The sequence below is a fragment of the Rummeliibacillus sp. TYF005 genome, from assembly GCF_003844195.1.
Taxonomy (GTDB): Bacteria; Bacillota; Bacilli; order Bacillales_A; family Planococcaceae; genus Rummeliibacillus.
This window is the reverse complement of record NZ_ML122550.1, coordinates 26,197-43,301: the sequence shown is the minus strand read 5'-3', so window position 1 is coordinate 43,301 and position 17,105 is coordinate 26,197. Positions and strand designations below refer to the sequence as shown.

The 17,105-nt window shown below is 36.0% G+C and carries 14 protein-coding genes and 1 riboswitch; of the genes, 13 read left to right on the top strand and 1 reads right to left on the bottom strand.

What is annotated here, in order from left to right; all coding sequences use genetic code 11:
- Positions 1-98: 98 nt before the first annotated feature.
- From CW357_RS18215 to CW357_RS07315, 8 genes are all read left to right on the top strand, one after another.
- Positions 99-236, top strand: a complete 138-nt coding sequence (locus CW357_RS18215) for an RAxF-45 family protein (RefSeq protein WP_164489564.1) — start codon at positions 99-101, stop codon at positions 234-236.
- A 101-nt stretch (positions 237-337) separates the two neighbouring features.
- Complete coding sequence (gene abc-f / locus CW357_RS07345; protein ID WP_124217710.1) at positions 338-2,125, top strand: ribosomal protection-like ABC-F family protein; 1,788 nt, start codon at positions 338-340, stop codon at positions 2,123-2,125.
- Positions 2,126-2,316: 191 nt separating this feature from the next.
- Entirely contained in the window at positions 2,317-4,491 is a 2,175-nt protein-coding gene (locus CW357_RS07340; protein ID WP_124217709.1) for a DNA topoisomerase III, read from the top strand.
- A gap of 134 nt (positions 4,492-4,625) precedes the next feature.
- Positions 4,626-5,270 (top strand): hypothetical protein, encoded by a 645-nt coding sequence (locus CW357_RS07335; protein ID WP_124217708.1) that lies wholly within the window; start codon positions 4,626-4,628, stop codon positions 5,268-5,270.
- 15 nt (positions 5,271-5,285) lie between these two features.
- Positions 5,286-5,768 (top strand): Cys-tRNA(Pro) deacylase, encoded by a 483-nt coding sequence (gene ybaK / locus CW357_RS07330; RefSeq protein WP_124217707.1) that lies wholly within the window; start codon positions 5,286-5,288, stop codon positions 5,766-5,768.
- A gap of 422 nt (positions 5,769-6,190) precedes the next feature.
- Positions 6,191-6,826, top strand: a complete 636-nt coding sequence (locus CW357_RS07325; RefSeq protein ID WP_367269443.1) for a YczE/YyaS/YitT family protein — start codon at positions 6,191-6,193, stop codon at positions 6,824-6,826.
- A gap of 286 nt (positions 6,827-7,112) precedes the next feature.
- Positions 7,113-9,230 (top strand): choice-of-anchor J domain-containing protein, encoded by a 2,118-nt coding sequence (locus CW357_RS07320; protein WP_124217705.1) that lies wholly within the window; start codon positions 7,113-7,115, stop codon positions 9,228-9,230.
- Positions 9,231-9,523: 293 nt separating this feature from the next.
- Positions 9,524-10,723, top strand: coding sequence for a glycine C-acetyltransferase (locus CW357_RS07315; RefSeq protein WP_206426813.1), 1,200 nt, complete (start codon positions 9,524-9,526; stop codon positions 10,721-10,723).
- 133 nt (positions 10,724-10,856) lie between these two features.
- Here CW357_RS07315 and CW357_RS07310 read toward each other — a convergent pair whose 3' ends face one another.
- Positions 10,857-12,047, bottom strand: coding sequence for a pyridoxal phosphate-dependent aminotransferase (locus CW357_RS07310; RefSeq protein WP_124217703.1), 1,191 nt, complete (start codon positions 12,045-12,047; stop codon positions 10,857-10,859).
- A gap of 164 nt (positions 12,048-12,211) precedes the next feature.
- Between CW357_RS07310 and CW357_RS07305 the strand changes: the two genes are divergently transcribed.
- The 5 genes from CW357_RS07305 to CW357_RS07285 all read left to right on the top strand — a co-directional run bounded on the left by CW357_RS07305 (position 12,212) and on the right by CW357_RS07285 (position 17,075).
- Positions 12,212-13,000, top strand: a complete 789-nt coding sequence (locus CW357_RS07305; protein ID WP_124217702.1) for a carbon-nitrogen family hydrolase — start codon at positions 12,212-12,214, stop codon at positions 12,998-13,000.
- A gap of 398 nt (positions 13,001-13,398) precedes the next feature.
- Entirely contained in the window at positions 13,399-14,655 is a 1,257-nt protein-coding gene (locus tag CW357_RS07300) for a Y-family DNA polymerase (RefSeq protein WP_119414015.1), read from the top strand.
- 39 nt (positions 14,656-14,694) lie between these two features.
- Positions 14,695-15,030, top strand: a complete 336-nt coding sequence (locus tag CW357_RS07295; protein WP_119414016.1) for a YolD-like family protein — start codon at positions 14,695-14,697, stop codon at positions 15,028-15,030.
- Between the two features lie 121 nt (positions 15,031-15,151).
- A riboswitch (SAM riboswitch) is annotated at positions 15,152-15,251 on the top strand.
- 128 nt (positions 15,252-15,379) lie between these two features.
- The gene (locus tag CW357_RS07290; RefSeq protein ID WP_124217701.1) at positions 15,380-16,393 is read left to right on the top strand and encodes a methionine ABC transporter ATP-binding protein; all 1,014 of its coding nucleotides are present in this window, start codon (positions 15,380-15,382) and stop codon (positions 16,391-16,393) included.
- Entirely contained in the window at positions 16,383-17,075 is a 693-nt protein-coding gene (locus CW357_RS07285) for a methionine ABC transporter permease (protein WP_119414018.1), read from the top strand. Before CW357_RS07290 ends, CW357_RS07285 begins: the two co-directional genes overlap by 11 nt.
- Positions 17,076-17,105: the final 30 nt, after the last annotated feature.

Genomic DNA, 17,105 nt, shown 5'->3' with positions numbered 1-17,105 from the left:
CGAAGACAGTTTTTTAGTCAACGAAAATGATTTCTTTATTTTCAAAAAATTAAACACATGATATAATTTATATAATTATTTGAACGGAGGTGAAAAGAATGAAGAATTCAGCTATGTTGACTAGTGTAAATGTAGATACAGCTATGTATTTTGCACGTGTCATTACTTTTGATGTTGCAGCTAACGGGATACGTATGCCCTTTTTTAAAAGCAAATCAAATAAAAAACGTAGCTGACTAACCATTCTTTTCACATATTTTCACAGAAAAGACTGCTCGTTAATAGGCAGTCTTTTTGTATTTAAGGCTTTTCCGCTACGTATTCGGAGGGAAAGTAGATGTCTATAAAAGCAGAAAATGTTACCAAATCATTTGGTGGTCATATTATTTTTGAAAATTTAACAGTCGAGGTCCAAACAGCCGAGCATGTAGCAGTCGTAGGAAATAATGGCTGTGGCAAGACAACCTTACTGCAATTATTAGCTGGGGTAGATATACCTGATGCAGGGAGAATTATTAAGAAGAAAAATAGTACGATTGGTTATTTGCATCAAATTCCTTATTATCCTGATTTTTCGGTTTCAGAGGTTCTAATGGAGGCATTCTCTGCATTAGTAAAAATTCAAAGCAAAATGTCAGAACTCGAGAATCTAATGGCAGTGGCAGAAAACCTTGAAAAGACTTTAGATGAGTATGGACAATTACAAGAACAATTTTTGCAACAAGGTGGCTATGAAATAGAATCTAAATTGGCAAGTGTCGCAAATGGTTTAGGGATTCATCATTTACTTGGCCAACAATTTGAAGATCTTAGCGGTGGGGAAAAAACGAAGGTCATGTTAGGGCAAATACTTTTACAAAGTTCATCCATCTTATTACTCGATGAGCCGACAAATCATTTGGACTTACAAGCAATCGAATGGTTGGAAGAGTATATCAAGAACTTTTCAGGTACAGTCATCGTGGTCTCACATGATCGGCAATTTATGAACAATGTTGTACAAAAAGTAATTGAACTAGAAGATGGAGAAGCTTTTCTTTTCCATGGTAATTATGATGATTATGTGAAAAGTAAAGAGGAAATAGTTGCCCAACAATTTTCTCAATATCAAGAGCAACAAAAAAAGATTAAGAAAATGAAAGAAGCGATAAAACGACTTAGACAATGGGCAAATGAGGCATCACCCCCAAATCCTGATTTATACCGTAAAGCAAAAAGTATGGAAAAAGCTTTAGAGAGAATTGAGTTAGTTAAAAGACCAAAGATAGAGAAGAAGATGACCTTATCTCTAGAGGTGAGCGATCGAAGTGGTAAGGAAGTTATTACAGTCAAAAATGTCGAGAAAACGTATAAAAGACCCTTATTTAATAACGTGAACTTTTCAGTTTACTGGCAAGACCGCTTAGCAATTGTAGGTGAAAATGGAACTGGAAAAACAACTTTGCTAAAAATGATGCTTGGTGAGGTTAAGCCGGATGTAGGGCAGTGTATTATCGGGAGTAATGTAAAAGTAGGTTATCTTGCACAAGAGTTTGAAACATTAGATAGAAACGCGAGATTAATCGATGCCTTTCGAGAAAATATTTCAATGGCAGAAGAAGAGGCAAGACATGTCCTAGCTAGGTTTTTGTTTTACGGCTATGACGTTTATAAAAAGGTATACGATTTAAGCGGTGGTGAAAAAATGCGCTTGCGTTTAGCACAGTTAATGCAACAAGATATCAATTTACTTGTGCTAGACGAACCTACAAACCATTTAGATATTGAATCAAGAGAAGTATTGGAGGAAAATCTTCAAAATTTTGAAGGTACGATTATCGCAGTCAGTCATGACCGTTATTTCTTACAAAAAATATTTACCAAGATTGCATGGATTGAGCAACAAACGGTGACGATTCATGTAGGTAATTACCTGTGGGCAAAAGAAAAACAACAAGCAAAAGTACTTCCATCTGAAACAAAGAAAAAGCAATGTATAACAACGACAAATCAGCATCCTTTATCAATAGAACAACAAATTGAACAGATTGAGGAACGTATGAAGCAATCTTTATCTAAACAAGAAAAAGAAGAGTTCCAAAAGAAAATAGAGCAATTGTATAAAGAATGGATAGAGGAGGCTTGATTCTTTCGAGTTGTTTCTTATAGATAGTAGCATGAGAATATAGAGGCTAAGTAAATTGAATGGTTACCTAAAATCAAAATTAATTGAAATTAGGTAGCCTATTTTAATTTCTCTGCTAATCAATGCCAGCATCATTTTTTAATCTATACGTTATTTCCGTTATAATAGAAGACATTGAGAGGAGCAGAATTATGTCTAAATCTTTAGTTTTAGCTGAAAAACCATCTGTGGGACGTGATATTGCACGTGTCTTAGGATGTAACAAAAAGGGGAATGGCTTTTTAGAAGGTTCCCAATATATTGTCACTTGGGCGCTCGGCCATTTAGTGACACATGCAGATCCAGAACAGTACGATAACAAATATAAAGAATGGAAAATGGAGGATCTACCGATTATCCCAAATCCATTTAAGCTAGTACCAATTCGTCAAACAACAAAACAATTTAATGCAGTGAAGACACAACTTGCTCGTAAGGATGTTAATCAGGTTATTATTGCAACAGATGCAGGACGAGAAGGGGAACTTGTTGCCCGATGGATTTTAGAAAAAGCGAAATGCCATAAGCCGATTAAACGTCTGTGGATATCTTCAGTCACAGATAAAGCGATAAAAGACGGTTTTGCACATTTAAAAGACGGACGAGCATACAACAATTTATACGAAGCAGCAGTTGCACGTGCAGAAGCAGACTGGGTTGTAGGGATTAACGCAACTCGTGCATTGACAGTGAAGTATAATGCACAACTATCAACAGGTCGAGTACAAACACCTACACTTGCTATGATTGCGGAACGTGAAGAACAGATCAAAAACTTTAAACCAAAAACTTATTATGGACTTCAAGCTATCACAAACGAAGCTACATTTACATGGTCTGAAAAAGGGACTAATCAGACACAATCCTTTAATAAGGAAAAAATTGAGCAGTTACTAAAAAAACTCGATCATGTTCATGAAGCAATTGTAGAAGATGTTCAAACAGTGCCGAAAAAAACGTTCGCACCAACACTCTTTGACTTAACAGAATTACAAAAAGAAGCACACAAACGCTGGAGTTGGTCTGCAAAAGAAACGTTATCCACATTACAAAACTTATATGAACACCATAAAATTGTTACTTATCCACGGACAGATTCCAAACATTTAACATCTGATATGGTGGGCACGTTAGCTGAACGTATTAAAGCATCAGCGGTTGGGGATAACCGTGCTGCAGCTAACTCATTGTTAAGAAATAAACAAGTAAGACCACAAAAAGGCGTAGTGGATAACGCCAAGGTTTCAGATCACCATGCCATTATTCCAACAGAAGAACCAGCTATTTTGCCTAACCTTTCTGACAAAGAAAGAAAATTATACGATCTTATCGCCAAACGATTTTTAGCAGTATTCTTTGGACCTTATCAATATGATCAAACAACCGTTACTTTGAATGTAAGTGGCGAAATATTCAAAGTAAAAGGCAACACGGTTCGTGATGAAGGATGGAAAAAGGTATATCACCAAGATGATGAAGAATCATCTAGTCATACATTGCCAGTATTCAAAAAAGGTGAAAATGTAAAATTACGTGCCATTGCGATGACACAGGGAGAAACCAAACCACCAGCACGTTTCAATGAAGGTACACTACTTGCAGCAATGGAAAATCCAACGCAATTTATGAGTGGGGAATCCAAAGAGTTGATCAAAACATTACATGAAACAGGTGGTATCGGAACAGTTGCAACACGTGCTGATATTATTGAAAAACTCTTTAAGTCATTTGTTATTGAGAAAAAAGGAAAAGACTTATACACAACGTCAAAAGGTCGTCAGCTATTAGACCTTGCACCTGCCGATTTGAAATCCCCAGCATTGACAGCACAATGGGAAACAGAATTAACGAAAATTGCTAAAGGTTCTGCAAAAAAATCCGATTTCATTAATAATATGGTTAATTTTTCTAAAAAGGCAGTAAAAGATATTAAAACTAGTGATAAAAAGTTCAAACATGATAATGTTACTGGCAAGCATTGCCCAGATTGTGGAAAACTTTTACTCGAAGTAAACGGAAAACGCGGTAAAATGTTAGTCTGCCAAGACCGTACTTGCGGATATAAGAAAAAATTATCGACATTAACAAATGCACGTTGTCCAGTTTGTCATAAAAAATTAGAATTACGTGGCGAAGGAGATGGACGTATCTTCGTATGTTCATGTGGGCACCGTGAAAAACTATCTGCTTTTGAAAAACGTAAAAAGGCAACAGGCAATACTAAAGTATCGAAACGCGATGTTCAAAAGTATATGAAAAAGCAAGATGAACCAACAAATAATGCAATGGCAGAAGCACTCCAAAAATTATTTGGGAACAAAGATTAATAAAATTCTAATATTTAGTTTTATTTACCTATTAAACATTACTAGTATATTTGAGTAAATAGACATTTACCTGTCTCAAATATTGGTGATAACATGGTAATAACTATATTGATATTGGAAAAGAGGTGATTGACATGAATGTGACTTCTCTTGTGAGTAATCGTTATGCTGAAGTTGAAAATCGTAAAAGAGCACTTCGTCAAAAAACAGCAGATGATGCATATCGAAAAAATGCCCAATACTTTAAGCCAAAATTTAATCCAGCACTTGAAGAATTAGTTGATTTATTGACAGGGAAAAAGGAAAAAGACCATCAACCTGAAGTTCAGGCTGCGATTCAAGATTTAAAACAACAAAAGGATCTTATTGAACAGCAAAATTCACCTGTTGATGATGAAGTAGCTTCTGCTCAACTAGCGGACCCTATTTCTTCGGACGAAAAGTATGCTCAAACAATTACTATTTTAGAGGACGTACGCGATGCAGCATTGGCTCCAGAAAATCCAAGCCAACAGGATTTGCAAGTGGCTGCCACTGCTTCTGAAACAATTCAAGAAACACAAAGTCAATCTACTCATGAAACTAAATTATCTAATGTCTTTCAAATGAACGACCATGGGAAAGAGGAAAGTGCTACTACAAGTGATAGCGCTGTAATTGCACAAGAAAAAACGAAACAACGGCTTTTCAAAAAAGCCATTGCTCATTACTCTTTCCATATGCAAATGGCTAAACAAGGATTCCATTTTGCAGAACCAATAATTTACCGTGCTGTATAGAGGAAGTGATGTACCGTGGCAAAACATAAAATACAAAAAACAAACGCAGTACGGCTTTTAGATCAACAAAAGATTCCTTATATACTTGCAGAATATGAAGTAGAAGAAGGAAAAATAGACGGTATTTCGGTTGCTACGAAGATTAACCAACCCATAGAAAAAGTTTTTAAAACGCTCGTTGCTACAGCAGGTAAAGGAAATCTCTATGTATTTGTAATACCGGTAGCTAAAGAACTAAATCTAAAAAAAGCTGCAAAAGTTGTTGGGGAAAAGAAGATTGAAATGCTTCATGTAAAGGATTTACTTCCGAACACAGGGTATATTCGTGGAGGTTGTTCACCAATTGGTATGAAGAAACAATATCCTACATTTATCGATATTTCTGCTGAACAGGTAGATGAAATGTATGTAAGTGCAGGAAAAATTGGTATGCAAATTTGTATTACACCTGAGAATCTAGTAAAAGCTGCAAAAGCACAAATAGTATCTCTTACTTAAATGTTAATGAATTATATAGAAGAGACTTAAGAGTTTTAGCTAACGGAAATCCGAACTATAATGTGAAATTGTATTTAAATTCACATTTGTTCGGATTTTCTTTTTATTAATATTCTATAAAACACTTCTGATATTTTTCCGAATGAAAGTATTATCTCTCAGTCCTCGGTAGGGATGAAGAAGCTTCCTAACTCATGAATTTCATCTTATATCCTCTAGAATATAAATTTGAAAATTAGTACCCATTCATCAAAAATATTTGAAAGTTGTAATCTTTTCAATTGTGATAGTTTCTTGATACAATAGAAAAGTTGTCAAAAAATTATTAAGCTAGCTTTATCTCATGTTAAAGGGATGTAACAACCCCAATTTATGGAGGCTTTAACTTATTAATTGGCAATTGTTTTATTGTAGAAAGAAGGATGTATGTGAAGAAAGCAAATAGATGGCGTTGGTTATTCTTTTTTACGGGGCTTTTGGTGATTGGGCTAGGAATTGCATTAACAGTAAAAGGCCAACGTTTTGGAGTAGGATCATGGGATGTTCTCCATATTGGATTATTTAATCATTTTGGCTTATCTATCGGTTTATGGTCGGATATTGCAGGGGTTCTCATTATCACCGTATCCTCAATAGGTATGCGCCAATTTCCTAAAATAGGGACATTTTTTAATATGATTTTTGTTGGGTTATTTCTAGATTTTTTCAACTGGTTATTACCGGATGTTCATCTTATTTCATTGCAATTTATGGACTTCTTCTTAGGCGTTGTCTTAATCGCTGTAGGGGGAGGTATTTATATTTCTGCTAATTTAGGTGCTGGTCCTCGAGATAGCTTAATGTTATTAGCTGTGGAGAAGTTCCATTGTAGTATTACTGTGGCTCGTACGATTATGGAAATTGTTGTTGCATTTGCAGGGTACCTTCTTGGAGGACCTGTCGGTATTGGAACAATTATTATGGTATTCGCACTTGGACCAATTGTACAAATTTCTCTATCATTTTGTCGCAAACTACTAAAGAAATGTATTGGAGAAAAACAGGTTACATTTTTTTAATAGATTATAAAATAAGTAAATAGACAAAAATAAAGCCGTGAATCTTTTACTCATTGTAAAATTTTCATGGCTTTTCATTTTTTGACTCAGATAAGGATGTTGGTCATTTGTGACCGGATTTTTGTTTGAAATAAGGTGTATATAAATATTATTTTACATATATTTACCATTATATTAGGTACAGTGATTATATTAAAATCGTACTCTTGTATTATTCTCAGAATATTCATACATGTTAGAATTATTAATGTAAGAACTTCAAAAAAATGGGGTAAGGGGTTGTTTTATGAAGAAGACAAAGTGGGTTTCTTTATTACTTTCAGGTAGTTTAGCATTATCGCTACTTAGTCCAATATCTATTGGACATGCGAATGCGGAGACAAAGTCTTATGAGAATTGGAATACTGAGCGATATGGTGATCGTGTTGATATCGATGGCCAGCTAAACAAGCAGACAGAAAGTGAAGTTTTCCAACAACAAGCGGAGAAGAAGATTAAAGAGCAAGCTGATGAAGCTAAAAATTTAGCGGAATCAGATGAAGAGGCAGATCCTAATTTCTCGTATGATGGAGGAACAAAAGTATTTTTGAATCGTAATTTAGCTTTTAAAGAATTTACTTTGCGTAGTGTGGGGGACAACGTAGAGATATGGGTAGCACATGATTTATCATATGGACCTAATAATCCTAAAAAGCCCGATGTTGTAACACAAGCTCAAGTGGACAAGCTTCGTGATGAGTTTGATCAAAATATTTATCCAAAGGCTACCGACTTCTTTGGAACGCCTAATGCATTAGATGGCTCTCAATCACCGTTGCCAGATTTGGTTGGATTACCAAAAGACTATTATACGGGTTCAGATAAAGTCATCATGCTTGTTGATAATATACAAGATGAAGGATGGAATAATCCAAATTATCCTTTCTTTGTTGCAGGTTTCTTCTGGCAAACACTTGAAAATTATATTAATCGTAATATTATCACCATCGATACAAATTCATGGGATACACGCTTAGAATCTACTTTCTTTGGTACGACAATTCATGAATTACAACATTTAATTCAAGCAGATAATGATCCATCTGAAGAAACATGGCTTAACGAGGGAATGTCTACTTTCTCAGAATATTTAGGAGGATATGGCCATGAAGATGGATCGATTAATTTCTTCCTTGATCATCCGGAAAATTCTCTTGTGAATTGGGATGAACATTCTAATGCTGAGACAGGTCCAGAAACAATTGCTGATTATGGAGAAGTTTATCTATTTACTCTTTATCTATATGACAAGTTTGGTCATGACTTTATCAAATCGTTAGCAACTGATGGTACTTCACAAGGTATCGAAAGTGTAGAAAAGGTATTAAAGCAATATAAAACGAAAAAGAACTTTACAGATGTCTATCAAAATTTCATGACAGCCATTACATTGGATGATCGTTCAGTAAGCAAAGATTATGATATTGATAGCATTAATTTGCGAGATTTAGTGGTTGATCAACAAGGGACAAAACGTGGCAAAACAGTAGACTTTGAGAAAGCACAGGTTTATGAAAAACAAGGTGTTCCTGCTTGGGGCGGAGACTTTAAATCACTTGATTTTTCGAAAGAAATTAGAGGCATGAAGTTTAATGGAGCAGATTTCCTACCATTGCAGTGGAAATCAGTGAGTGATCCACTTGGATCCGGCAAACAAGTTTTATGGGGGAATACAGGTAGTCAAGCTGACAACCAAATGATTTTCGAAGCGGATCTGTCTACAGTCAATAATGCTACTTTGAAATTTGATCATTATTACCAAATTGAAGAACAATGGGACTTTGGTGCAGTCCAAGTATCTACGGATAATGGTGAAACCTGGACAAGTTTAGCAAATAGCAACACTAGAGAGGATATTACAGAAGAAGGCTATCCAAATACCAAAGGAAATTTACCTGGATTTACAGGAACAAATGGCGGCTGGACAGCTGAATCATTTGATCTTTCTAATTATGCAGGGAAAAAGGTGTTAATCGCATTCCGTTATATGACCGATTGGGGTTCAGAGGAAGCTGGTTGGTATATAAACAATATTAGTATACCAGAAATAGGATTATCTAAATCTGGATCTTCTACAGAAGGTTTCCAATCTATCGGACAAGTTAAAAAGGAATATCTAGAATATGTTGTGACATTTATTCAAACAAAGAAAAATGGTAAAGAACGTGTATATCATGTAAATCCATTTACAGTAACAGATGCACAGGCACTTGATATCCAAAAAATTCTAAAAGAAGGTAATGTGAAGATGATTACTTCTTATGCAGCAAAACCAGGTCTATTAAATCCAGTAGACTTTGCTTATGAAGTAATTTTAAAAGGGGATAAACCTAACAAAGGAAAGCAAAAGGGGAAAAATAAATAGTATGTAAGGGGGGTGCTTTAAGTGCAAAACTTATAGCATCCCCCCTTCTTTTTATGCCAGAAATTTGTTTAGTAGTATTGGTCCTATAATGGTCGAAATCAGGATTGTGCCACACTCTTCGTAAAGGTTTCTTTTCAGATAAGACCCTTCTCTGTAAATACAACTGTATTTTTCAGAAGTACATATAATATTATTTTATTGAGGTATGTAGTTGTCTGTGGGAAAACAGTTCTTTTCAGGAGTACAAAATAAAAACCTGATATGCTACAATATCGATATAATGTATGAAAGGGATGATGACCTTGTCTAACGTACTCAACACATTCGTTAATGACAACTTGCAAGAACTTCGTGACCAAGGCTTATACAACGAAATTGATCCCGTTGAAGGAGCTAATGGTCCAATTATTCAAGTACGTGGTAAGAAATTGATCAACCTATCTTCAAACAACTATCTTGGCTTAGCAACAAATCCAGAGTTAAAGGAAATTGCTAAAAAAACAATTGACTCTTATGGTGTAGGTGCAGGAGCCGTTCGTACTATTAACGGTACACTTGATCTACATGTGAAATTAGAAGAAAAATTAGCAGAGTTTAAAGGAACCGAAGCAGCGATATCTTATCAATCTGGTTTTAACTGCAATATGGCCGCTATCTCTGCTGTAATGGATAAAAATGATGCAATTCTCTCTGACCAGTTAAATCATGCTTCCATTATTGATGGTTGTAGACTATCAAAAGCAAAAATTATTGCTTATAACCATTCCAATATGGAAGATCTTCGTAAAAAGGCAAAAGAAGCAACTGAATCTGGTCTTTATAATAAAGTCATGGTCATTACTGATGGCGTCTTTTCAATGGATGGCGATATCGCAAAACTTCCTGAAATCGTTGAGATTGCAAAAGAATTTGACCTTATTACATATGTCGATGATGCTCATGGCTCAGGTGTAACAGGTAAAGGAAAAGGGACTGTAAAACAATTCGGTCTACAAAATGACATTGACTTCCAAATTGGTACGCTATCCAAAGCAATCGGCGTTGTTGGTGGTTATGTAGCAGGAAAGAAAAACCTAATCGATTGGTTAAAAGTTCGTTCACGTCCATTTTTATTCTCAACAGCATTACCACCAGGTGACGTAGCAGCAATTACACATGCAGTTCAAATGTTAATCGATTCAACAGAACTATGTGACAAGCTTTGGGAAAATGGCGATTATTTAAAAGCAGGACTTAAAAAACTTGGCTTTAACATCGGTCATTCAGAAACACCAATCACACCATGTATTATCGGAGATGAAAAACTAACACAGCAATTCTCATCTCGTCTAATTGAGGAAGGCGTTTATGCAAAAGCGATTGTCTTCCCAACTGTTCCAAAAGGTACTGGTCGCGTTCGTAATATGCCTACAGCAGCCCATACGAAAGAAATGCTAGATGATGCATTAGCTATTTATGAAAAAGTGGGTAAAGAATTAGGGGTTATTCAGTAAAGAAACTAGAAGTATATTATGGATTTTAAAAGAATGCTATGAAGATTGTTTTAAACGTCTTCATAGCATTTTTGATGTTATTTAATGATTGGGTCTATATTTTGGAATATAAAGAAATTACTTTATTTAAAAATTAGTTTTTCGCTAGTTCAGCTTTTTCTTTAAATAAACCTAGTTTTGCAATTCTTTGAATGGCTTCTTTTAATCGTTGTTCATCTACTAATAAGCCTACTCGTATATAACCTTCTCCATACTTACCAAATCCATTACCAGCAGCGACAGCAACGTCTGCTTTTTCTAAAAGTAAATCAGCAAATTGTTGACTTGTGAATCCTTCTGGAACGGGAAGCCATGCAAAGAAAGATCCTCTTGGTGCAGTTACAGGCCAACCAACTTCGGCACAAGCATTGATCAACGCGTTTCTTCTGTTTTCATAAATAGCCACTTGTTTCGTCACGCAAGATTGGTCTCCAGTTAATGCTTCAACTGCTGCAAGTTGTATAGCAGGGAATAGGCTAACAAAGAGGTGATCTTGTATAAGGTTTAATGCTTCGACAATTTGTGCATTACCAACTGCGAAACCAACACGCCAGCCTGCCATATTATACGTTTTGGATAATGTATAGCATTCAATGCCAACGTCTTTGGCTCCTTCAGTTTGAAGAAAACTAATTGGTTTTTTACCATCAAAGCCAATAGCTCCATAGGCGAAATCTTGCAGTACAACAATATTATTTTCTTTTGCTAATTTGACGGTGTCCTCATAAAATTCTTTTGTAGCAACCCCGCCTGTAGGATTATTTGGGTAGTTTAAATACATTAATTTTGCTTGTTTCTTAACATCTTCAGAAAGCTTTTGATAATCTGGAAGGAAGTCATTTTCAGCCAATAGTGGCATTGTTTCAAATTGAACATCAGCCAATGTGACACCAGATAAATAATCAGGATATCCAGGGTCTGGTAATAACATTGTGTCCCCAGGGTTCAAAATGGCTAAAGGTAGTTCAACAAGCCCGGCCTTCGCACCGAAAAGAACCGCTACTTCTGTAGCAGGGTCAATATCCACATCGTATTCACGTTTATAAAATGTAGCGACTGCTTCTTTTAACTCAGGTAATCCACGGAATGGTGAGTATTTATGCATTTGTGGATTAGCGGTTGCTTCTTGCATGACTTTGACGATATGTGGCGGAGTAGGTTGATCTGGATTTCCTTGCCCTAAGTTTATAACATCTCTTCCTTCTGCAACTGCAGCACTTACTTGCTTCACAAGATTTGCAAAAAACTGTTTCGGTAAATTTTGTAGTTTTGTGGATAACTCCATTATGCATTCCTCCGATTGATATATTAGTATTGTGTTGAGTTCATGTACTATACATTTCAATCTCATATAGATAGAATAGTATAAAGATGAATTTTCAGAATTGAATAACGATTTAGTGAAAATACTATAACCTTTTTAGAAAAATGTCCATAGGTGGTGCAAAAATGAAAATAGGATGTATTCAATTAAACGTAGCTTTTGGAGATGTTGAAAAAAATTTTACAAGGGCAGAAGCATTTATAAGAGAGGCAGCTAGTAAAGGTGCTGAGCTCGTTATTTTGCCAGAAATGTGGAATACGGGTTACGCATTAGAAAGACTAGGAGAATTGGCAGATGTAAATGGTGAAAGAACAAAGGAATTTCTCCAAACATTAGCTTCGGAGCTCCATATTCACATTGTAGGTGGATCAGTAGCGACGAAAAAAGAAGAGGAATTTTATAATACGATGTTCACGGTGAATCACGATGGTGAACTAGTTGGAGAGTATGATAAAGCACATTTGTTCCGTTTGATGGATGAGCACTTACATCTTTCTGCTGGGGAAGGGCAAAATAATTTTGAATTAGGAGACATACAAGCTGCTGGGGTGATTTGTTATGATATCCGCTTCCCAGAATGGCTTCGTCTTCATGCGTTAAATGGCGCAAAGGTAATATTTGTCTCAGCACAATGGCCAACAGCAAGAATCGATCACTGGAAAACGTTGTTACAAGCTCGTGCTATTGAAAACCAAAGCTTTATCATTGCGGTAAATCGCATTAGTCATAAAAAAGAAAACTTTAATGGTCAATCGATGGTGATTGAGCCATGGGGAGAAGTATTGTGGACAGGGAGCGAAGAAGAAGAGTTAGCCATAGTCGATGTTGACTTTTCAAAAGTCGATGAGGTGCGTCAGAAGATTCCAGTATATGATGATAGACGCCCAGAATTGTATAAGGATATTTTGAAATAATTATTTAAACCCATTTTGCTGAGCAGAGTGGGTTTTAGTTTGGGGATTTTCATATATTTTTTTACGGATTAAAGCATGAGAACTAAATGGACGCATTATGAAAGCCTTTTTTAATTAATGACATCAATTTCACGGAACGTGGATACAATTCAAAATTGCGTGGATTGAAGACGAGAAAGCGTGGATTAAACATGCATTTGCGTGGATTGAAGACAGAAAGGCGTGGATTGAACAAGAAATTCCGTGGATTAAATAGCACGATCTTTAAACGGACTTCCTGAAAAGGATAATACCAACAAAAATATTGTTGTTTATTGGTAAGTGCGAATTCTTACTTGCCATCTCACTTATCTCATTTTAAAATAAGAACAAACGTTCCTTTTGTGAGGTGTGCTGAAATGTATGAAAATATGCCGAGAAGATCCATTATGTGTATAGATATGAGATGTTTTTATGCTAGTTGTATGGCTACTTTAGCTCATTTAGACGTTGAAAAAGAGGCAATTGCAGTTATAGGGAATTTCGAACAAAAAGGAAGTATTGTACTGGCTGCTTCTCCAATAATGAAACAACGTTTTCAAGTGAAAACTGGAACGAGACTATATGAGATACCGAAGCATCCAGATATTCATTTGTTTGAACCTAAGATGGAATACTTTGTACGCATGTCAGTCGAAATCACCAAGTTATTGAACAGCTATGTGCCGAAGGAGGCCATCCATGTATACAGCATTGACGAAAGTTTTGTGGATCTGACTGGCACTGAAAAACTGTGGGGAGATCCTGTAGAAACAGCACACCAAATCCAATATGAACTCTATAACCAATTTGAAATTCCTAGCACAGTTGGGATGGGTCCTAATATGTTATTAGCAAAACTTGCACTTGATTTAGATGCAAAAAAAACAGGGTTTGCGAAGTGGGACTTTGAAGATGTAGAAAAAAAGCTATGGCCTGTTGCACCATTATCTAAAATGTGGGGAATTGGCCATCGAATCGAGCGAACCCTTAATAATATGGGGATTTTTTCTGTTGGGGATTTAGCGCACGCTGATTTAACAACATTAGAAAGGCATTTTGGTATTATGGGCAATCAACTCTACTATCACGCTTGGGGAATTGATCTATCAAAAGTTGGCGAAGCGCCATTGATAGAAGGTCAAATTAGTTATGGTAAAAGCCAAATATTGATGCGGGATTACAACACTAAAACGGAAGTGCTCGCCGTACTTCTAGAAATGTGTGAAGATGTGGCAAGAAGAGCGCGTGAAGCTTATAAAGTAGGACGTACGATTACGCTTGGGATTTCTTATAGCAAAAACGCTTTTGGAGGAGGTTTCCAGCGTTCACGTACGATAGATGAAGCAACAAACGATACGATGATTATTTATCAAATTTGCCAACAGATATTGAACGAACAATACAACGAGCGCCCTGTACGACAAATCAGTGTCAGTATTTCAAAGTTAGAATCAGAACATTCTATGCAACTTAGTTTTTTTGATAAAACACGTTGGAAACGGCGACAACTTGGGACCACAATGGATCACCTTCGTACCCACTATGGTTCTACGGCTCTATTACGTGCCGTATCATATACAAATGCAGGAACAGCTATCGATCGTTCTAAATTACTCGGTGGGCATAAAATTTAAATCTAAAACTGATTCCAATACTAAGGAGTGGTATTACAAATGTTACGTGATCGAGGTAACATAAAATGGACTGCTATGATGTTGCCAGAACATGTACAAAGACTAAGAACCTGGCAACAAGAAGATCAGCAAATCACAAAGCCGACCTTTGATGAATGGACCCTACAAGCCTTAGAGGAAGAACTTTTGCAAGCATATTACGGCAAAAAAGAAGTATTATTAGACGTTTGGCACCAACAAACTAGTGTTCACTATAGAGGAATCATCACCAAACTAATTAGCGAAGAAAAAAAGCTATGCCTACACAATGATACCCAATATAAAGATAAATGGGTTCCGGTAGAATTTATCCTCAATGTTAAGGTATTTGAATAATAGACATAAAATAAGCCAATATAAAAATATTTTTAAATAATTTATTTTTTCTAAAAATAGATTGACAAATAATATAAAAAGAAATAATATGGTTAACATAAACTTACAACTTAACAAATGGAATTTATCAAGAGTGACTGAGGGATAGGCCCTGTGAAGTCCAGCAACCCCCGTTTGGGAAGGTGCTAATTCCTACAGAATTTATTTCTGAAAGATAAATCGACATCTGATTAGAAGATACATCTTTCAGTAGAAGGATGTATCTTTTTTTAGTAGGAATACATAGTTTTTCAATAGAAATTATGAATTTTTGTGCAATAGTAATTTAACAATGATTAGAGGGATGTATATGCTGGAAATACAAAATGTATCAAAGATTTACAAGGTAAAAAAGAAAAGCGTAACCGGTGTAGATCATGTCTCATTGACAATTGATAACGGAGAGATATTTGGAATAGTTGGTTATTCTGGAGCAGGCAAGAGTTCCTTATTACGGTGCATTAATTTATTAGAACAGCCAACAGATGGACAGATATTAATCGATGGTCAAGATTTAACAAAATTAAAAGGTGAGCAACTTCGACAAGCACGATTGAAAATCGGGATGATTTTCCAACACTTTTACTTAATTAGCCAAAAAACAGTAGGGGAAAATATTGAGTTTGCATTGAAAGCTGCAAATATATCAAAAGAAAAGAGAAATGAAAGAGTCAAAGAGTTGCTCCATATGGTTGGTTTGTCAGATAAAAAAGATGTGTTTCCAGCCCAGTTAAGTGGTGGACAAAAACAGCGTGTGGGAATCGCAAGAGCATTAGCTAATAACCCCTCTATATTACTTTGCGATGAAGCAACATCAGCGCTTGACCCAACAACAACAACCTCTATTTTACGATTGTTAAAGAAAATCAACCGAGAACTTGGTATTACAATTGTTCTAATAACACATGAAATGGATGTTGTGAAGGAAATTTGTGATCGCATGGCTATTATGCAAAATGGAAAGGTAATCGAAGAAGGTGCGGTATATGATATTTTCGCCAATCCTGAAAAGTCGCTAACTCAGGAATTTATCAGCAGTGTAGTGTCTTTTGATATTCCGCCAACCATTTTACAAAACGTTAAAGGTAAGGTAGTCAAAATTTTATTCAAAGGCGATGTAGCTGGTGAAGGTGTTATTTCAGATATGCTACAGCAATTTGAGGTACGTGGGAACTTTCTACACGGCACAATTGAATATATACAGGAAAGACCTCTTGGTATTTTTCTAATGGAACTGAATGGGCAAGTGGCAGATATTAACCGTTCGATTTCCTATATGGAAAGTCGTGGAGTCACAGTGGAGGTGTTAAACAATGCTATTTGATCCTAGTCATTTTACAGAAATGCTTCCTGATATTTGGAAAGCATTTGGTCAAACGCTTCTAATGGTAGGTATTTCATTAGCAGTGGCCTTGGTCATTGGTTTACCACTTGGTTTGCTTTTATTCATCACAGGAAAAGGCTTGTTTTCTACAAGTAGATCCGGTTTACTTGGTAACCGCTTTGTGAATGTAGTGGTTGGCTTTATCGTTAACTTAATACGTTCAATTCCATATATCATTCTTTTAGTAGCGTTATTCCCAGTTACTAAGTGGTTAATAGGCGATACGATAGGGCCTATTGCAGCAAGTGTTTCTTTGTCAGTCGCATCAATTCCGTTTTTCGCAAGACTTGTTGAAACATCACTTCGAGAAATTGATAAAGGTGTTATTGAGGCGTCTATTGCAGTAGGGGCGACACGTTGGATGATTATTAAAGACGTGTTACTTCCAGAAGCAAAATCTGGTGTCATTCAAGGAATCACCATGACTATTATTAGTTTAGTAGCATACTCAGCAATGGCAGGAATTATCGGTGGTGGTGGTATCGGTGACCTAGCAATTCGCTTTGGCTACTACCGTTATGACAACACTATTATGATCGCGACAGTTGTGATATTAATCATCATTGTCCAAGCAATTCAATTAGCAGGAGACGCGATTGCAAAAGCAGTCGATAAACGTTAAAAGTAACTAGCATTCTGAAAAAATAGCTTT